Source organism: Duganella violaceipulchra (assembly GCF_019166075.1).
In the GTDB taxonomy this organism is placed as follows: domain Bacteria; phylum Pseudomonadota; class Gammaproteobacteria; order Burkholderiales; family Burkholderiaceae_D; genus Rugamonas; species Rugamonas violaceipulchra.
The window spans coordinates 24,860-43,075 of record NZ_JAHTGR010000007.1; the positions used below are offsets into that span (position 1 = coordinate 24,860).

Below are 18,216 nucleotides of genomic sequence, written 5' to 3' on the forward strand. Positions count from 1 at the left end.
ACCCCCATGTTTTTTGTTTTTAAACCAGCACGAGGTTGTCGCGGTGGATCAGTTCCTGGCCTTCGACGAAGCCCAGGATGGCTTCGATCTCGCTCGATGGCTTGCGCATGATGCGGCGCGTTTCGGCGCTGGTGTAGTTCGACAGGCCGCGCGCCACCGGCACGCCATCCGCGCCGATGCAGGTGATGACCGCGCCGCGCCCGAACTCGCCCTTCACTTCCACCACGCCGATCGGCAGCAGCGATTTGCCTTCCTTGCTCAGCTTTTGCACCGCGCCCGCATCCAGCACCACCTGGCCCGCCGTGTGCAGGTGATCGGCCATCCACTGCTTGCGCGCCGTCAGGTGGCCGGTCTGCGCCGCCAGCTCGGTGCCGATGGCTTCACCGCCGGCCAGACGCCCCAGCACATTGTCCTCGCGGCCGTAGGCGATCACCGTGTGCGCGCCCGACTTGGCGGCGCGCTTGGCCGCCAGGATCTTGGTCAGCATGCCGCCGCGCCCCAGGCTGCTGCCGGCGCCGCCCGCCATCGCTTCCAATGCCAGGTCGCCGGCCCGGCCTTGCTGGATCAGCACCGCCGCCGGGTCCTTGCGCGGATCGGCGCTGAACAGGCCTTGCTGGTCGGTCAGGATGATCAGCGCGTCGGCCTCGATCAGGTTGGCCACCAGCGCCCCCAGCGTGTCGTTGTCGCCGAACTTGATCTCGTCGGTGACGACGGTGTCGTTCTCGTTGATGATCGGCACCACGCCCAGGCGCAGCAAGGTGGTCAGGGTCGAGCGGGCGTTCAGGTAGCGCTCGCGGTCGGCCAGGTCGGCGTGCGTCAGCAGCACTTGCGCCGTGCCCAGCTGGTGCGCGCGAAAGCTGGTTTCGTAGATCTGCGCCAGGCCCATCTGGCCAACGGCGGCGCAGGCCTGCAATTCGTGGATGTCGGTGGGGCGCTGCTCGAAGCCCAGCCGCAGCATGCCTTCGGCGATGGCGCCGGAAGAGACCAGCACCACTTCCTTGCCCAGGGCCCGCAGGCCGGCGATCTGCGCGGCCCAGCGCGTGATGGCGGCGTGGTCCAGCCCACGGCCGTCGTTGGTGACCAGCGACGAGCCGACCTTGATGATGATGCGGGTAGCTTTTTGGATGACAGAATTCATGACGCGACAACTCTCAAAACAAACGGACGACAAATCTCCGGCCAGGGGCCTGGAACGTTCAGTGCTGTGATTGTGGTGGGCGGGTTGCCCTGCTTTGCCGCTAACAGTCGCCGGCCCTGCGGTGGCAGGACGGGCGCCGAGATGGAAAGGCATAATCAGCTGATAACTGATTATGCCGGTAATGCAGAGGATTAGTCGAGGATCTTGAAGCGTGGATCGTCCGGATCGATGGAGGAGATGCCGCGCGCCTCTTCCGTCATCTGGGTTTCTTCCGCGCGCTGCTCGCTGTGGCGCTTCGCTTCCAGGTGCTTCTGGATGGCGTTGACCAGCTCCTGCGTGCCGTCGTGGCTCAGCGCGGAGATCTCGAACACCGGGCCCTTGAAGCCGAACTTCTTGACGAAGTCCTTGACGCGCTTGACGCGCTCTTCTTCCGGCACCATGTCGAGCTTGTTCAACACCAGCCAGCGCGGCTTGTCGACCAGCGCTTCGTCGTACTTTTTCAGTTCGTTGACCAGGGCCTTGGCTTCCTTGACCGGATCGATGTCGGTTTCAAACGGCGCCAGGTCGACGATGTGCAGCAGCAGGCCGGTGCGCTGCAGGTGACGCAGGAACTGGTGGCCCAGGCCGGCGCCTTCGGAAGCGCCTTCGATCAAGCCGGGAATATCGGCGATCACAAAGCTCTTCTCGTGCGACACGCGCACCACGCCCAGGTTCGGGTGCAGGGTGGTGAACGGGTAATCGGCAATTTTTGGACGCGCGTTCGATACGGCCGAAATAAAGGTCGACTTGCCGGCGTTCGGCATGCCCAGCAGGCCAACGTCGGCCAGTACCTTCAGTTCCAGACGGATGTCGCGGCGTTCGCCTTCCTTGCCTTCGGTCTTTTGACGCGGGGCGCGGTTGGTCGAGGTCTTGAAGTGGATGTTGCCCCAGCCGCCCTCGCCGCCCTTGGCCAGCAGTTCGATCTGGCCGTGTTCGGTCAGATCGGCCAGGATTTCGCCCGACAGATCGTCGATGATCAGGGTGCCGACCGGCATGCGCAGGTGGATGTCGTCCGCGCCCTTGCCGTAGCAATCGGCGCCACGGCCGGATTCGCCGTCTTTACCGCGGTGGACTTTCGAGAAGCGGAAATCGACCAAGGTATTGATGTTACGGTCCGCTACGGCCCAGATCGAGCCACCCTTGCCGCCGTCGCCGCCGTCAGGGCCGCCGAACGGGCGGAATTTTTCACGGCAAAACGAGGCGCAACCATTGCCGCCGTCACCACCGATTACTTCAATTTTTGCTTCGTCGATAAACTTCATGATGCACCACCATAAAACTAAAAAGGCTCTACCGTGGGCAGAGCCTTTCGATTGAAGGCTTGCGCCTTACAAAACAACCCGTGCGGCTAGCGCACCGGGCTGGTAGCGTTATTTACGCTGGGACTACGGTAACGAATTGCTTCGAACCTTCGCCCTTGACTACGAACTTGACCTTGCCGTCCACCAGAGCGAACAGGGTGTGGTCTTTGCCCATGCCAACACCTTCGCCGGCGCGCACTGGCGTGCCGCGTTGACGAATGATGATGCCACCAGCATTGATCGATTGACCGCCATAAACCTTAACGCCGAGGCGCTTTGATTCTGAGTCACGACCATTTCGCGTTGTGCCGCCGCCTTTTTTGTGTGCCATTTAAGACTCCTTGGATACTAATTCTCGGGCAAACGGCGATTAGCCGTTGATCGATACGATTTGGATTTCGGTGTAATTTTGGCGATGGCCTTGATGCTTCTGGTAGTGCTTACGACGACGCATCTTGAAAATCTTCACTTTATCGTGACGACCGTGTGCCACAACAGTAACCAGTACCTTTGCACCCTCAACCAGAGGAGCACCAAATTTGATGCTTTCGCCTTCGCCAACGGCGAGGACCTGATCGATGGTGAGTTCGGAACCAATGTCTGCCGGTATCTGTTCTACTTTAAGTTTTTCGCCAGCGACAACTTTGTATTGTTTGCCACCGGTTTTTATGACCGCGTACATGATTTGAAACCTCATCAAATGTTTAAGAAAATTTCGTCCGGAGTCCTAACAAGACCCTTGCGAGGCAGGCATGGAAACCGGGGAACCGCTGATTATACATGGGATGGGATTTCGCGTCAAAAACTATTCACAAATGCCAGCTGGCGTGGTATGTCGACAATTTTGCCGCCGCCGCGCAGTGGCCGATGCGTTACATAATTGGCAAACATGTTGCCATGAACAGGGGCCAAGGCCCCTCTCGGCTGGGGCATGACGTATAATCGCGGCACCCATAGTCTACCGCACAGGTTCGCCTTGTCTGCCGCTACCCAAAACGCCACTCAAAACAATATCGCCCACACGATCGCCGCCGACATGGACGCGGTCAACACGGTGATCCGCCAGAAACTGCATTCCGAGGTCAGTCTCGTCAATCAGATTGCTGAATACATCATCAGTGCCGGCGGCAAACGCATCCGGCCGGTGCTGGTCCTGCTGGTGGCCAACGCTTATGCATACCAAGGCAAGGCGCACCACGAACTGGCCGCCGTGGTGGAGTTCATCCACACCGCCACGCTGCTGCACGACGACGTGGTCGACGAATCGTCGCTGCGCCGCGGCCGCGCCACCGCCAACGCCCTGTTCGGCAACGCCGCCTCGGTGCTGGTGGGCGACTTCCTGTATTCGCGCGCCTTCCAGATGATGGTCGGCCTGAACAATATGCGCGTGATGCAGATCCTGTCCGACGCCACCAACGTCATCGCCGAGGGCGAAGTGCTGCAGCTGCTCAACATGCACGACCCGGACGTCAGCCAGGAACGCTATCTGCAAGTGATCCGCTCCAAGACGGCCAAGCTGTTCGAGGCGGCGGCCGAGCTGGGCGCGCTGATCTCCGGCTGCAACGACGCGCAGATCGACGCAGCCGGCGAATACGGCCGCTCGCTGGGCACGGCCTTCCAGCTGATCGACGACGTGCTGGACTACGCCGGCGACGCCAACGAGATCGGCAAGAACGTCGGCGACGACCTGCGCGAAGGCAAGCCGACGCTGCCGCTGATCTACCTGATGGAAAACGGCACGCCGGAACAGCGCGAGCTGGTGCGCAGCTGCATCGAACAGGGCGACGAGCAGCACTTCGACACCATCCTGGCGGCGATCACCACCAGCGGCGCGCTGGACTACACGCGCCAGCAGGCGGTGACGGCGGCCGAACGCGCCGCCGCCGCGATCGCCGACCTGCCCGACAGCGTCTACAAGGAATCGCTGCTGCAGCTGGCCCACTTCTCGGTCCACCGCACGCATTAAACAACAACGGCGCCTCGGGCGCCGTTGTTGTTTGTGGTCGCGCCTACTTGCCGGCCGTGGTGTGCTGCACGCCGCCGGCACGCCTGAGGATTTGTTGGACGTCCTCGCGCTTCTCAAAAATCGCATCGTCGAGCGGCGTGTGGTCAGCGATCTGGTTCACCGGAAAACCGCGCTGCAGCGCCAGCTCGATCACGGCAACCGGGCTGCGGCGCACCAGTACGTGCAGCATCGGCGATCCGGTCCTGTAGGCGCACGTCGCGTCGAGCCGCCCCAGCAGCGCCAGCATGGCGGCGGTGATCTCAGCGTCGTCGCTATCCCTGTAATCGCGTCCCTCCCCCCTCCGCGTGGGCGACGGCAGGTCCAGCAGCTGATTGAGCTGGTAGCACATGGCTTCCGGCGTGCCGCCATCGCGCAATACGGCGGCCGCGTCCCGCAGCACCGGCGCCCGCGAAGTCAGGCCGGTGCGGGCATCGCCCGGCGCCGCGCCGGTCACCGGGCCGGTGGCCGGCAGGGTCTGGACATCGCGCTCCAGCGTCGCCGCCCAACGGTCGACCATCTTGTTGGCGTAGCAGTGGCCACCGCACATCATCTCTTTGACCGGCGCCAGCAGATCGACCGGTATTTCACAGTAGTCCGCGCCCGACAGCCAATACTGCCGGGGCTTGCCATCGACCAGCAGACTGACCACGGACCTGGCAACCTTGGACGTGCAATGGATGGCGTCCATGGAGGCCAGGTTGTTCGTCGTCGTCGGGCCGTCGTGCTCGGCGTAGCGGCGGATCAGGCGGCGCGCGTCGTCGGCGTTGACCGGTCGCACATCGAACGACGCATAACCGCGCTCCAGCATCAGATAGGCGCGCTCGCCCTGCACAAACAGGCCGTGCCGGCGAAAGTCGCCCTGCACGAAGACGGCCGCGTCCAGGCTATCGAGCGGCACCTGCTGCAACAGATAGCGCATCTGCCAGCCGCGCTTGTCGATCTTCTGATACAGATTGAAGGTGTCGTTCCAGCCGCTGCGGATCGGCGGCGCCTCCGCCCGCTGGGCCTTGAACGTCAGGTCCCAGCCTGCCGGGATCGACACCGCATGCGCGAACTGCGCCGCGCCGATCGTGGCGGCCAGCAGCAGCCCGCATAACCAGCGCAGCGGCCGCATGGCTACAGCAGTTCCAGCACCAGCTCGGATGGACGGCACAGGCGCACGCCTTTGTCGGTCACCACGAACGGGCGGTTGATCAGGATGGGATGGGCCATCATTGCGTCCAGCAGCGCGTCGTCGGACAGCGCGGCGTCGGCCAGGCCCAGTTCGTCGTACAGCTCGCCCTTGTCGCGCATGGCGCCGCGCGCGATCAGGCCGGCCTTGGCGATCATCTTCTTCAGCGCCTCGCGCGACGGCGGGCTCTTCACGTAGTCGACGATCTCCGGCTCGACGCCGGTGGCGCGTATCGCTTCCAGCGTCTTGCGCGAGGTGCCGCAGGCGTTGTTGTGATAAATCGTGATGCTCATGATGCTACCTTTGCGTGGAATTCAAAGGCAGCATTATCGCTTAAAACTTCGCCGCCACGCTCACGCCTATGCTGCGCGGCGCCAGCCGGTAGCCTTGCACGATGGACGCCACCTGCGGATGCTGGATCACCGTGTCGGTATCGAAGGCGTTCTTGACGAACACGCTGACGTTGTAGCGGTCGAAGGACATGCCGGCGCTGAAGTCGGTGCTGTGGTAGGCCGGCCGCTGGTAGTCGGTCTGCGCCGGATTGAGCGAGCCCTTGCTGGCGCCCACCCACTGCATGCCGCCCATCACGTAGGCGCTCTTGTCGCCGAACGCCGCGAAGTTGTAGGTGGCATTGAAGGCGGCGTTATATTTCGGCACACCCTGCACCTGCGCACCGGCCACCGCGCCGACCACGCCGTTGCGCGAGCCCTCGTCGTTGGACAGCTCGGCCTTCACGTAGCCGGCCGAAGCGGTCAAGGTCAGGCCCGGCAGCGGCTTGGCCTTGATGTCGAATTCGAAGCCCTTGCTGGTGGCGTCGCCGGCGTTGGCGTTGTAGGTGTAGGCGCAGGTCGGCAGGTAGACGCCCTGCTGGATGTTCTTCCACTTCACGTAGAACACGTCGGCGTTGAGCGTGACGCGGTTGTTGAGGAAGCGCGACTTGCTGCCCACCTCGTAGCTCCACAGGCTGTCGGACGAATACGCATCCGGGCCCTTGGTCAGGCCGTTCGCTTCCAGATCCTGCGAGCAGGTGGTCGGCGGCACGTAGATGTTGTTGCCGCCCAGACGAAAGCCCTTGGCCACGCTGGTGTAGACGGTGTTGGTCGGATTGACTTCCCACGTCAGCGCGTACTTCGGCGTGAAGGCCTTGGACGAGGAACTGGCGCTGCTGTTGTTGCCGGCGCCGGCCAGGTAGTTGCCGTTGCGCTGATCCAGCGTGGAATCGGCCTTCAGGTAGCGCGCGCCCACGGTGGCGTGCACGGTCGGCGTGAAGTAGTAGTTGACCTCGCCGAAGATCGAGCTTTGCTTCTCGCGGAAGTGGAAGGCGCCGGCGAACGAGTTATCGTTCGGGAACTGGCCGGGCCGCGCATCCGGCAGCAGGTCCGGATCGGCGATATCGAAGCCGAAGCTCTTGAAGGTGTCGGTCACGCCGAAGATCGGATCGTTCTCGATGATGTTGGTGTGCTGGTTGGAGAAGTAAGTCCCGGCCAGCCAGGTCCACGGCGACACGCTGGCATCATACGGCCGCGAAGCGAGGCGGAATTCCTGCGACACCTGGCGCACCTGGTTGTTCAGGTAGACCGCCGACGGCAGGCCGGCAATGGCCGCGATCAGTTCCGGCGGCGCCTTGCCGCCGTCCTCGGTCGAGGTCAGGAAGGTCGACAGCGAATAACTGTTGTAGGCCGAGCCGTTCTGCGTGCGGTCGAACTTGCGCTCGAAGTAGCTGGTGGCCGAGGTCAGGTCCATCGCGCCCAGGTCCCAGTTGACGGTCACGCTGGGCGTCAGCAGCGTATCCTTGGACGGTTCGCGCACCTGCTTCTGCGCCTGGTAGAAAGGCCGGTCCAGGTTGAAGGCGGCGATGTCTTTCGCATCCACCTTCTGATAGTAGACCGACGGTGTGATCGTCACCGAACGGATCGGCTTCCACTTCAGCGCGACCCGCATTTCCTGGTCGCTGAGCTTGTTGATGTTGCTGGCCAGGACATTGCCGTCGCCATCGACCTGGTTGATGTAGCCGCCCGTATGCTGGGCCTGCACGCCGATGCGCAGCGCCAGTTCGTCCTGGATCAGCGGGAAGTTGGCCACCATATTGGCCGCGTAGTTGCCGCTGCCGCCCCTGGTGTTGGACAGCTCGCCGTAGGTGGTGAACTCGCGCTCCTTCAGGTCCGGCTCGTTCGGCACGAACTTGATGGTGCCGCCCATCGAGCTGGCGCCGTACAAGGTGGCCTGCGGCCCGCGCAGCACTTCGACGCGGTCGATGTCGAAGAACTTCGGCTCGACCGTACCCATGGTGTAGACGTTGCCGACGGTGATGGAGACATCGCCCAGGTAGATGCCGACCGTGGCCGCGCCAGCCGTCGAGCTGATGCCGCGGATCTCGATGTTCTCGGTGCCGGGACCGGCGCCGCCGTTGCCGCTGGCGGCGGTGAAGGAAATATTGGGCACCACGCGTGTCAGGTCGGTGAAGTCGTTCACGTGCTCGGCCTGGAGCTGGGCGCCGGTGACGGCGGTGATGCTCATCGCCACCTTGGCCGGATCTTCCTTGCGCTTTTGCGCGGTCACCTTGACCACTTCGATCTCGTCGGACGGCTTGACCTGTGCCCAAGCCGGGCCCGCCATCGCCGCCATCGCAGCAGCCACCGCGCTGCACATCATCTTTTGCCGTATCTTCATGCTAGACCTTCCCATGTCAGTGAGGGCGCCGCCCTAAAATAATGCGTATTGATATATTTAACTATATTAACCATCTTGATCTTTTTGCAAAGCAAGAAACCTGCCATTCGTGCGGCTGGCGTTGGCATTTAGTCACAAATGAGTGATAAACGGATTGATTTCGGGCAAATTCGTGCCGCCCGCATACAGTTGAAAAACGCGCAAAATTCTGATGTAATGACTCCAGAGTCGGGGTGTGGCTCAGCCTGGTAGAGCGCTGCGTTCGGGACGTAGAGGCCGGAGGTTCGAATCCTCTCACCCCGACCAATTAATTCCTTAGAAAACAGCGGGTTATGCGACCCGCTGTTTTCGTTTGTAGGTCGATCAGTGGCAAATCCGTGGCAAGGGCCATTTGACGACCTGCGAATTGGAAGAATTGTGCCTATTTAAAAGGGCTTTTGGCCGAGATGCGAAAACTCGCCAAAATCATGCGCGTCAGGCCCCTCTATACCGTGCTCCACATCTTCAATGGAGTACGGACATGGCGTCCATCGAGAATCGCTCGCACTACCAGGTCGCGGTCAAAAACCGCGATGACCTGACGAAAACCTTCCCTCACAACCAGGGGAAGAAGGCCGAGGCTTACTGCCAGCTTCTGCTGTCCCAAAAATTCAAACCCAAACTTTCCCGCCTGGACGATCACTTCATCGTCCGGGTCCGCGAGAAGGGCATCGCGGAGCAGGTATTGCACGCGGACTCTTTGGAGCAGGCAGAGCAGATCAAAATGAAATTGAAGGTGGAGCACGGCCAAGGCCTGTTCGTCGACTACTCCAAGGGGCAGAACACCACGCTCGCACAGGCCATGATCCGCTACCTGTGGGAAGTAGCGCCTCGTAATAAGAGCTTTGAAGTCGAAGCCTATAAGATCAATGCGATGCTGGAAGATGCCGGCATCCCCCGGCAGTCCATTGCAGAAATCGTCGTCAACCATCCCAATCCTTGCGACAAGGTCAAAGGGATGAAGATTCGCAAGGAGACCGGTAAGAAGATGCACGAGTCCTGCTCGGCAACGCAATTCATCCTGAAGCCAATAGCGCACATCGTGCCCGATGACTTTACCGAATATGTTGACGAACGCTGCGAAGCAGCGTCGAAGGCGACGGTGGACCGTGAGCTAGACATCTTCTCCGCTGTTTGCAACATCGCCATGAAAACCTGGCGCATCCATCTCCTGCAACACCCGATGGACGGCGTAAAGCGCCCGCAATACTTCAATGAACGTGACCGTCGCCTCAAGCCTGGTGAAGAAGATCGCCTGCTGGACGCGGCGTTTGAAGAGGATGAAAAATGGTCCCAGACCTTCCGCCATGACCAACTGGTCGCCTCCGAGCTCCAGGATATTGAAGGAGGGCCTACCCGCTATCGTTTCTGGCAAACCCGCAAGCAGCTTCTGGACGAGGCACAAGCTACTTGGGCGCACATTCCCATGTACGAATGCTTCGTACAGTTCCAGCTCATGACCGGGGCGCGGCGCAGTGAGTCGCTGTCCCTGCGTTGGTCAAACGTCGATCTGGAGGCCCAGACCGCCTTCCTGCCAGAGACGAAGAACGGACGCCCCCGCAAGCTGCCGCTGCGCAGCGATCTGGTCGAATTGCTTCGACAATTGCCGCGCACCGGCGAGCGCGTCTTCGAGTTCACCAATGATGCCTTGCGCAAGGCATGGAAGCGCATGTGTGAGCGCGCCGGGCTTACAGGTGAATACGACCTGCACGTGCATGATCTGCGGCACGAGGCCATCTCCCGGGTCGCGGAAATCGGCAGCAATACGCCAGGCGGCTTTTCGCTGCTCGATCTGCAGGCGTTCAGCGGCCATCGCGATGTGCGGATGCTGCTGCGATACGCACATTTGTGCGCGCAGGGTCTTGCGAAGCGACTCGACGAGGCGTTCCGCGCTAAGGACCCCGAGAAACAATACAATTCGCACCGTGGACGTAAGCGCCTTAACCCGGAGGTGAAGGTGACGCTCAAAGACATCATTGACCACGCAGTTGCGGAGCAACCTGACGGTGCATTAGAAGATCAGTGGCATGAACAAACCGCCTCCGGCATCACGTCTCAACCGGTGGCCGGCGTCCCTTCGGCGCACCCGGCTGCAACCGAGAACACCGCTCCATCCGCTGAAAACGTCGTTCACGTGAACTTCCGGCGTCAAGCAGCCTAACAATTTCACCATCGTCTTAAGCCCGCCGACCTCGGCGGGCTTATTCGAAAAACACCCCTAATTAGCAGCCATTTTCGTTCACTGAACTAATGCCGATCTATCTATCCAAAAACTCCTATACCTATCTGTGACCACCTTTATTGGTCCACCTGGAAAAAACACTTAGGAGAGATGATGAAGATGACCTTGAATCTGAACGTGCGTGTGACGCCTGCTGAAGCGATGGCACTGGCGCAGTTCGTTAAGCGCGTTGGCTGGACTGAGTTCATTGCCAACGCTGTGGACGAAGATGAGGCCTACGACATTCGGGATGCGATCTATGCACTACAAGACGCACTCGCAGAGGAAGGTTACGCACCTCGTTAACTTCAACCGTAAAAAACACCCTCTGCCCCGGCATCTGCCGGGGCAATCTATTTTTCACTGACTTACCTGGTGGCGAAGCTTAACGCTGAAAGCACGCAGGCATCAAAACAAGACTGTGGTTTTGATGCCCTTGTCAAGAACGAGCTGCGGGGTGGCCTGGGTCCGATTTAGCACGCAACGCCTCGTAAAGCTGGGCGGGCCCCAGCAGAATGTCACGCAGGCCATCGCGAACCCGTTCGGAGCCCAGCGCCTGAGTGCTCATGATCTGGTGGGCATCGAGCGCGTCCATGATGGCGTGCATCACTGCATCTTTGAGATCGGGCGAGTTGGCGAACTGCTCTTTGCTATTGCTAACCGCCTGGAGCATCAAGGTCTCATTTTCCAACAATTTTCCTTTGAGGACTCCGTTGACGTAAACAAGCTGGTCATCGTCGGTCAGTTCGCCCTCGAACAAACCATTTACCTTCTCAATGATCTCATTCAAGTAAGCCTGCTGCTTTTCTTGCACGCTACCACTGCCAACCGCGTCCATTGGCGGCAGCTTGTAGGTGCCGTCGGCATTCAGCCCTAGCGACTGCTTGCCCCTGCTTTTCAGCGTGTGATGAGTCAATAACACCTTGCTAAGGTCTACAGTGTCACGCTCACGACCGAACTCCAGAAGCGGCGCGAGGCGCTTATAGAATAAGAAACGCTTTTCGATGTCAGTATTGCCATAGTCAAAAATCTGGCTTAGGAAGGCGTAGAGCCGAACGTATGCGCCAATGTCGTTCTTGAACAAAAGCAGTGCTTCCAGCTGGTCCTTGGCCACGCGTGCAGCCTTGTCATCGTGCTTTTCCTCTGCCAGCACCTTTTCCTGCTGGGCAGCCTTGTAGCGCTTGAGAAGGCGGTCGGCCACGGGGGCAATGGCGGCGTCGAGCTGTTTCTGCGTGCCGTTTGGGTCCAGGTCCACTTTTGCGACGCGGTCCACTTCATATTCGTCGTAAAAGCCCGAAGCGTCCAGCTTGGCGCGCAGGTCATAAACCTGGTGCGGATCGGTTACCGCCTCCATCTCGGCGGTCTCATAGTACGTCTTGAAAGCTTTGAGGATTTCTGGGGGCTCGTTAACGAAGTCCAGCACATATGTCGTGTCCTTGCCGGGGTATGAGCGGTTCAGGCGCGAAAGCGTCTGCACGGCCTGGATGCCGCCAAGCATTTTGTCCACATACATCCCGCACAACAACGGCTGGTCAAAGCCAGTCTGGAACTTGTTCGCCACCAACAACAGGTGGTAGTCGGCTCCCTTGAACACCTCGCGGATTTCCCGGCCGCGCAAGCCAGGGTTCAGGACATCGCTGGTCTCAGTGACGGCTTCGGGGAAGCTTTCAGCGTCACTCACCTCGCCGGAGAAAGCTACCAGCACGCCGAGCGGGTAGTTCTGCCTGGTGATGTAGGAGCGGATGGCCTTTTGCCAACGCACGGCCTCTTTACGGCTGCCGACCACGACCATCGCCTTGGCCTTGCCCTCCAGCAGGGGCTGAACGTTCTCACGATAATGTTCAACGACAACCTGTACTTTGCTTGCGATGTTGTAGGGGTGGAGCCGCACCCACTGCATTAGGCCCTTCATCGCAGTGCTGCGCTCGACCTCCTTGTCGTCCCACTCCTGTCCGTCATGGGCCAACTTGAAGGCCAACTTGTAGCTGGTGTAATTTTTCAGAACGTCGAGGATAAAGCCCTCTTCGATGGCTTGGCGCATCGAGTAGACGTGAAAGGGTTGTGGCAGTCCATCCGGCCCCTTGCGACCGAACAGCTCCAGCGTCTTGGTCTTGGGGGTCGCGGTGAAGGCAACATAGGTTAGGCCCTTCACCCCGGCACGCGCTTCCATCTGCGCGGCAAGCAATGCCTCAGTATCCACTTCGCCGCCGTCCTGCAAATCGGCCCACTCCTGTACTGACAGGAGTTGCTTAAGCTTCGCCGCCGCCTCACCGGTCTGCGAGCTGTGTGCCTCGTCGGCAATGACCGCGAACCGCTTGCCCTCGGTGGCCGCTAGCTCCTGCACGGCCTGCAAGGCGAAGGGAAAAGTCTGGATGGTACAGACGATGATTTTCTTGCCTTCCTTAAGCGCCTGGCCAAGCTTAACGCTCTTGCTGCTGTGCTCGTTAGTAATGGTGGCTACTACGCCGGTGGTGCGTTCGAAATCAAAGATGGCCTCCTGCAGTTGGGCGTCCAGCACCGTGCGGTCGCTGACAACCAGCACACTATCGAACAGCTTGTTGTGCTGTCCGTCGTGCAGGTCGGCCAGGAAGTGCGCTGTCCAGGCTATCGAGTTGGTTTTGCCCGAGCCGGCCGAATGCTGAATTAGATACCGTTCGCCAGGGCCCTTGTCCAGCACATCAGCCACCAGCTTGCGTGTGGCGTCGAGCTGGTGGTAGCGCGGAAATATGACTGCCTGCGGCTGCTTTTTGTCGTTACGCTTGCAGATAAGGTAGCGGTGCAGGATATCCAACCAGCTATCGACCGCCCACACTTCTTCCCACAGGTACGCTGAGGCGAAGCCATCCGGATTCGGGGCATTACCAGCGCCGCCATCGTTGCCCCGATTGAATGGCAAGAAGGTCGTAGCCGTCCCGGCCAGCCGGGTTGCCATCATCACCTCGCTCTGACTCACGGCGAAGTGCACCAACGCACCTCCAGGAAAGCCCAGAAGAGGCTCCAGCATTCCGCCCTTCGGCTGCGGATGGCGGTCGAAGCGGTACTGGTCTACGGCGTCCTGCACACCTTGCGTGAAATTGCTCTTCAACTCCACCGTGGCGACAGCGACGCCGTTCAGGAATAGCACCAAATCCAGTTCGGCTTTCGGATTATTAGGCGAGTGGCAGACCTGCCGCACCACGCGCAGCCGGTTGGCGGCGTATCTCGTCTGAATTGCCGGGTTGATGGCCAACGCCGGCTTAAACTGCGCCAGCTCCAGCGGCGCCGACAGACCTAGCATCTCCACGCCCCGACGTAGCACGTCCAGCGTGCCGCGCTCGTTCATGCTCTTACGAATGCGGTCGGCCAGCACCTGAGGCAAAGCGGCGCCGTAGGTCTTGGAAAGCCGCTGCCAGTTCTCGAGCTGCGTCGTTTCCACCCACGCCAGCAGATCGGGCAGAAACAGGCCGCTGGCGCGGTCAAACCGAGCGGCGTCTCCTTCGGCGTACAGCCAGCCGTTGGCAGCCAGATGGGAGCAGATTTCGGATTCGAAGTGATGTTCCTGGTGCAGGTTCTGGCTCATGTTCTTCCCTGATTCATTTTTTTGTTTGTGCGGGCCGGTGCTGCGCTCAGTTTTCTGCGTAGCTGCGCTCCAGCAGCGCTTGAGCCCGTTTCAAGTCAGCTGGGCCGAGCAGGCACAGCTCCACGTCACCAGTGCCCCAATGTCCAACCTGACTAACGTCGCGGCTGAAGCCTTCCTCGAATGCGACTGTGTTCGGGTCTAGCTTGAGTGTGATAAGCAGGCGGTTCGGATAGACGATGACGCAGGCGAAGTTCTTCAGCCGTCGGAAAGCCGTGTAGAGCTTAAGTGCCTTTTGCTGAACGTCATCCCCCAGCGATAGCAGCAGCGAGGTGGTCTGCTCGTACAGTGCACGAATCTCAGGTGTGGCCGCTACCAATTGCTCAGCCAGCGACTTGTCTTTTCCGGCCGGGGGCTTGGGCGCATCCTGCTCGGTGGGAGGAACTCCAGTTGGCGACGGCTTAACAACCATAGTGTCCGGCACGCTCTGTGAGTTGACCAGTTCAAGCAGCATTAGGTCGTCGCCGAACAGCTTATACCGAATGAGCTCGATATTGCGCGGAATCTGCTGCACCGCGTGCTGGTCGTAGCGGGTGAAGTCAGATGCGATACAGAGCAACCGCGTGCCCGCCCATTCAATGTGCTGGGCGGTTTCTTTGCCATACTTTTCCATCACCAGCCAGCGGAATTCCGCCTGGTGGTCCAGCAACCAGTCCAAGTAGAACAGGCCCTGATTGATAACGTTCTCGGTACTGTGGCGCTTGTACTCAACGATAACCGGACAGCCGTTCTCGTCAAGGCCCAGCGAGTCGATGCGGCCCCTGTGCGTCTTGCCGGTGGCGTATTCGCTGGCGAGGAAGCGCACGCCCAAGAACGTTTCCATCTGGCTCTCGATAAGCGTTTGCAAGGTTTTTTCCAGAGGAGCGGCTTGACTGCCAAGCTCTATGACCGTGCCGCCGCCATGCAGGCGGAAGAGTTGGATGTCGCTCATGCGGAGATGGTCTCCCGTACTTGCCCTTCTTGAATTGCAGTGCCACGAACATCAACTTGGCCAGTAACAGCGGCGGCGATGATTGCGCCGCGACGTTCTTTGAGCAATGTGATTGCGCGCTCTGACAGAGCTTTCAGCGTGTCGATCTTGTCAATTTCGTCGCCGATGAAATGCAAAATCGCTCGCTGCTCTTCCTCTGGAGGGAGAAGCACAGGTAACTCCATGATGTTCGTCGAAGAGATCGAAGCCAAATTCGTGCTCTGTTTTGAGCGTCCCATAAAGTAAAACTGTGCGTACTGTGAACTCGTGATGCAGTTCAACCATTCGGAGGTAATGCTATGAGGCCTGACGGCAAAGACGTGATTTTGGTGTATACAGTCTGGAATTTCGTCTCGCCAGATTGCGCCACGTCCGAGTTTGTCAAAATCTCCACCTTCGTTCATTAGTACGTCTCCAGCGCGTAAGCGATAACGATCTAGCTGGTCGGCTTCAATTTCGATGCTAGCTACGTTCTCCAGGGCGAGGAAGCCATCCTGCACGTTTGCAACTCGGAGGTACGGAACCAAAATGGTTGTTTTTCCAACTATGTCCTTGCCCTTGGCAATACCGGTTTGCACTGTGGCGACAAATTTCAGCCTAGTGACATTCCAATGTTCCGGCACCACCCCAAGCCACGCTATACCAGAAGCCTTCATCGGCGTGTTAGGGTTTAGCCCTTTTGTGACAGCGTGAGAGATAGCGGCCTGGCGCCTTTCCAACTCCTCCAGCATCTTCATGACGTTGGCAGAGACGGTCTTCAACTCTTCATCGATAGCATGCAGGCTGCGCTGCGGCTCGAAGACATAGAAGTGACGGTTGAAAGGAATCTCGTACCCGACCTTACTCTTCTCGTGGTCAATCCAGGCATCGGGCGCGTGCGGCAGTACCTCCCGCTCGAAGTAGGTCTGGATGTTTTCGGTCAGAGGCACGTTCTCGGTGTCCCGCAGCGCGCTATCTGGCTGCAGCTTGCCCTTCTGCTTGCCTTTAACGCCGAGAACCGGCTTACCGGCTTCGTCACCGTCCTTGCATAGTAACGGACGCTCGACGGTGATGGTCGTGAAGCCGAAGTCCTCGTTCCTTAAGATACGCGAGATGGGGGCGCGCTTAAGGTTGCCGTCAGATGGCATATCCGGCATAGCAGCGCCGGCCGGAACCACCCATTGGCCGAGCTCCTGCCCCATCGAATCAAGCACAGTGACGCGTTCCGCTTCGATGAAATCGCCGAATAGGCGCGTGACTGTGGCTATATGCCCATCGCTCATCTCTTTACGCTTGCTGCCCAGGCTTTTGCGCATCTTTTGCCAAAAACCGCTGGCGTCAATCAGCTGCACATAACCTTTACGCGCTTCCGGCTTTTTGTTGGACAGAATCCAGACGTAGGTGGCAATGCCGGTGTTATAGAACATATCAGTAGGCAGGCCGACGATAGCCTCCACGAGGTCGTTCTCCAGCACGTATCGTCGGATTTCACTTTCGCCACTGCCAGCGCCACCTGTGAACAGCGGCGAACCGTTGAGCACGATGCCGAAGCGACTCCCCCCCTCCCCGTTGACTACCGGCGCCATCTTCGACAGCAGGTGCATTAGGAAGAGCATGGAGCCGTCGGATACACGCGGCAGGCCTGGACCAAATCGACCGTCGAAACCCCTGCTCTCATGTTCCTGGCGCACAGCCTTTTCAACCTTCTTCCATTCCACGCCGAACGGGGGGTTGGACAGCATATAGTCGAACTTGCGCCGGCTATGCCCGTCGTCACTGAGCGTATTACCGGCGACAATGTTTTCCACTGGCTGGCCCTTGATAAGCATATCGGCCTTACAGATGGCGTACGACTCATCGTTGAGTTCCTGGCCAAACATCGTCAACCGCGCCTGCGGGTTGTGCTCCGACAGGTATTCACCGGCAGTCGACAGCATGCCGCCCGTCCCCGCTGTTGGATCGTATATGGTTCGGACCACCGCACCACCGGGGGTGAGTACGTCGTCGTCCTCAATGAACAGCAGGTTCACCATCAAACGGATGACTTCACGCGGGGTGAAGTGCTCCCCGGCTGTCTCATTCGAGATTTCGGCGAACTTACGAATCAGTTCCTCGAATACGACGCCCATGCTAGCGTTGTCCACGACATTGGGGTGCAGGTCAATATTAGCGAACTTCTCGGTGACGAGATACAGCAGGTTGTTTTTGGCCAAACGCTCTATCAACGTGTAGAAGTCAAAGCGCTCAAAAATGTCACGCGCCGCCGGAGAAAAAGCCTGAACATACGCGTAGAGGTTTTGACGGATGTGGTCCTGGTCACCCAACAACTTCACGAGGTCCAGTGGTGAAGTATTGTAGAAACTCTGGCCGGCCTTACGCAACAGGAAAGGCTCGGGATTCAGGCCGGCTTTGGACTTGGTATCGAATTCTGCCAGCACAGCCGCCTTGGTTGATTCCAAGACGCAGTCCAGACGACGCAACACGGTAAAGGGAAGAATGACGCGACCGTATTCAGACTGTCTATAGTCTCCGCGCAAGAGGTCGGCAACCGACCAGATAAAGGACGAAAGGGCTTGATGATTCATTGGCTGCTTGATCTTTTGCTTGCATAAAACAAACATCCTACCATCGCTGGAAATGCCTCGATAGAGTGAATGTAAAAGACTTCAAGAATGAGCAAAATAGCACTACGCCATCTGGCGTTACGCATGCGGTAGCGGCCGCCGAGTTTGCGCGCGGGGAGCCGCTTTGCCATCTCTGGCCGCAAGCCGGAAGCGAAGCGAACAGGCGGCCGGAGATGGCGAAGTGGGGGCGCCAGCCCCGGTCCAGGCGGCAGCCTGGTGGGGGAGCCGACGAGTTTTGACGGACAAGCCGGAGCCCGTAGGGCGACAGGTCCGGCAAAAGCTCGTTGGGGGCAACGCCCCGCCTCCCGGTCCCGGTACGGGGGCGGGCAAGGTGTTTTTGCTGCGCCGTAAGGCGCAGGCCGAGCACCGCTCGGCGCCGAGCCCGTAAGGGCAAGTGCCAAAAACGCCTTGCCCGCCCGCGCAGCGGTTCACGAAGTGAAGGC

The 18,216-nt window shown here is 59.6% G+C and carries 13 protein-coding genes, 1 tRNA gene and 1 pseudogene; 4 read left to right on the plus strand and 11 right to left on the minus strand.

Features of this window, described 5'->3' with window-relative positions:
* Nucleotides 1–19 precede the first annotated feature (19 nt).
* The 4 genes from proB to rplU all read right to left on the minus strand — a co-directional run bounded on the left by proB (nucleotide 20) and on the right by rplU (nucleotide 3,160).
* Entirely contained in the window at nucleotides 20–1,138 is a 1,119-nt protein-coding gene (gene proB, locus KVP70_RS14380; RefSeq protein WP_217942922.1) for a glutamate 5-kinase, read from the minus strand.
* 191 nt (nucleotides 1,139–1,329) lie between these two features.
* Nucleotides 1,330–2,439 carry a GTPase ObgE gene (gene obgE, locus KVP70_RS14385; protein ID WP_217942923.1) on the minus strand — a complete coding sequence of 370 codons (1,110 nt, stop codon included), beginning with the start codon at nucleotides 2,437–2,439 and terminating at the stop codon, nucleotides 1,330–1,332.
* 112 nt (nucleotides 2,440–2,551) lie between these two features.
* The gene (gene rpmA / locus KVP70_RS14390) at nucleotides 2,552–2,809 is read right to left on the minus strand and encodes a 50S ribosomal protein L27 (RefSeq protein WP_008445659.1); all 258 of its coding nucleotides are present in this window, start codon (nucleotides 2,807–2,809) and stop codon (nucleotides 2,552–2,554) included.
* A 39-nt stretch (nucleotides 2,810–2,848) separates the two neighbouring features.
* Nucleotides 2,849–3,160, minus strand: coding sequence for a 50S ribosomal protein L21 (gene rplU / locus KVP70_RS14395; RefSeq protein WP_008445658.1), 312 nt, complete (start codon nucleotides 3,158–3,160; stop codon nucleotides 2,849–2,851).
* A 294-nt stretch (nucleotides 3,161–3,454) separates the two neighbouring features.
* On the opposite strand from rplU, the gene ispB reads away from it, so the two are divergent.
* A complete protein-coding gene (gene ispB / locus KVP70_RS14400) occupies nucleotides 3,455–4,444 on the plus strand; it encodes an octaprenyl diphosphate synthase (RefSeq protein WP_229224828.1) in 990 nt (329 codons plus the stop codon).
* A gap of 43 nt (nucleotides 4,445–4,487) precedes the next feature.
* Here ispB and KVP70_RS14405 read toward each other — a convergent pair whose 3' ends face one another.
* The 3 genes from KVP70_RS14405 to KVP70_RS14415 are packed head-to-tail and all read right to left on the minus strand — an operon-like array spanning nucleotide 4,488 to nucleotide 8,324.
* A complete protein-coding gene (locus KVP70_RS14405; protein WP_217942925.1) occupies nucleotides 4,488–5,636 on the minus strand; it encodes a hypothetical protein in 1,149 nt (382 codons plus the stop codon).
* Nucleotides 5,600–5,947 carry an arsenate reductase (glutaredoxin) gene (arsC, locus tag KVP70_RS14410; RefSeq protein ID WP_217942926.1) on the minus strand — a complete coding sequence of 116 codons (348 nt, stop codon included), beginning with the start codon at nucleotides 5,945–5,947 and terminating at the stop codon, nucleotides 5,600–5,602. The genes KVP70_RS14405 and arsC overlap by 37 nt, the downstream gene beginning before the upstream one ends.
* Nucleotides 5,948–5,987: 40 nt before the next feature.
* The gene (locus tag KVP70_RS14415; protein WP_217942927.1) at nucleotides 5,988–8,324 is read right to left on the minus strand and encodes a TonB-dependent receptor; all 2,337 of its coding nucleotides are present in this window, start codon (nucleotides 8,322–8,324) and stop codon (nucleotides 5,988–5,990) included.
* 229 nt (nucleotides 8,325–8,553) lie between these two features.
* Between KVP70_RS14415 and KVP70_RS14420 the strand changes: the two genes are divergently transcribed.
* From KVP70_RS14420 to KVP70_RS14430, 3 genes are all read left to right on the plus strand, one after another.
* Nucleotides 8,554–8,630: transfer RNA gene (locus tag KVP70_RS14420), tRNA-Pro, on the plus strand.
* Nucleotides 8,631–8,844: 214 nt separating this feature from the next.
* On the plus strand, nucleotides 8,845–10,524 hold the full coding sequence (locus KVP70_RS14425) for a site-specific integrase (protein WP_217942928.1): 1,680 nt from the start codon (nucleotides 8,845–8,847) through the stop codon (nucleotides 10,522–10,524).
* Between the two features lie 174 nt (nucleotides 10,525–10,698).
* Nucleotides 10,699–10,890, plus strand: coding sequence for a DUF7706 family protein (locus tag KVP70_RS14430; RefSeq protein ID WP_217942929.1), 192 nt, complete (start codon nucleotides 10,699–10,701; stop codon nucleotides 10,888–10,890).
* A 133-nt stretch (nucleotides 10,891–11,023) separates the two neighbouring features.
* Here KVP70_RS14430 and KVP70_RS14435 read toward each other — a convergent pair whose 3' ends face one another.
* From KVP70_RS14435 to KVP70_RS14450, 4 genes and pseudogenes are all read right to left on the minus strand, one after another.
* On the minus strand, nucleotides 11,024–14,143 hold the full coding sequence (locus tag KVP70_RS14435; protein ID WP_217942930.1) for a type I restriction endonuclease subunit R: 3,120 nt from the start codon (nucleotides 14,141–14,143) through the stop codon (nucleotides 11,024–11,026).
* 46 nt (nucleotides 14,144–14,189) lie between these two features.
* Nucleotides 14,190–15,131 (minus strand): DUF5655 domain-containing protein, encoded by a 942-nt coding sequence (locus KVP70_RS14440; RefSeq protein ID WP_217942931.1) that lies wholly within the window; start codon nucleotides 15,129–15,131, stop codon nucleotides 14,190–14,192.
* On the minus strand, nucleotides 15,128–15,907 hold the full coding sequence (locus KVP70_RS14445; RefSeq protein WP_217943178.1) for a restriction endonuclease subunit S: 780 nt from the start codon (nucleotides 15,905–15,907) through the stop codon (nucleotides 15,128–15,130). The genes KVP70_RS14440 and KVP70_RS14445 overlap by 4 nt, the downstream gene beginning before the upstream one ends.
* Nucleotides 15,887–17,734, minus strand: a pseudogene (locus KVP70_RS14450) (type I restriction-modification system subunit M); the annotation flags it as partial. The pseudogene KVP70_RS14450 and the gene KVP70_RS14445, both read right to left, overlap by 21 nt.
* Nucleotides 17,735–18,216 lie beyond the last annotated feature (482 nt).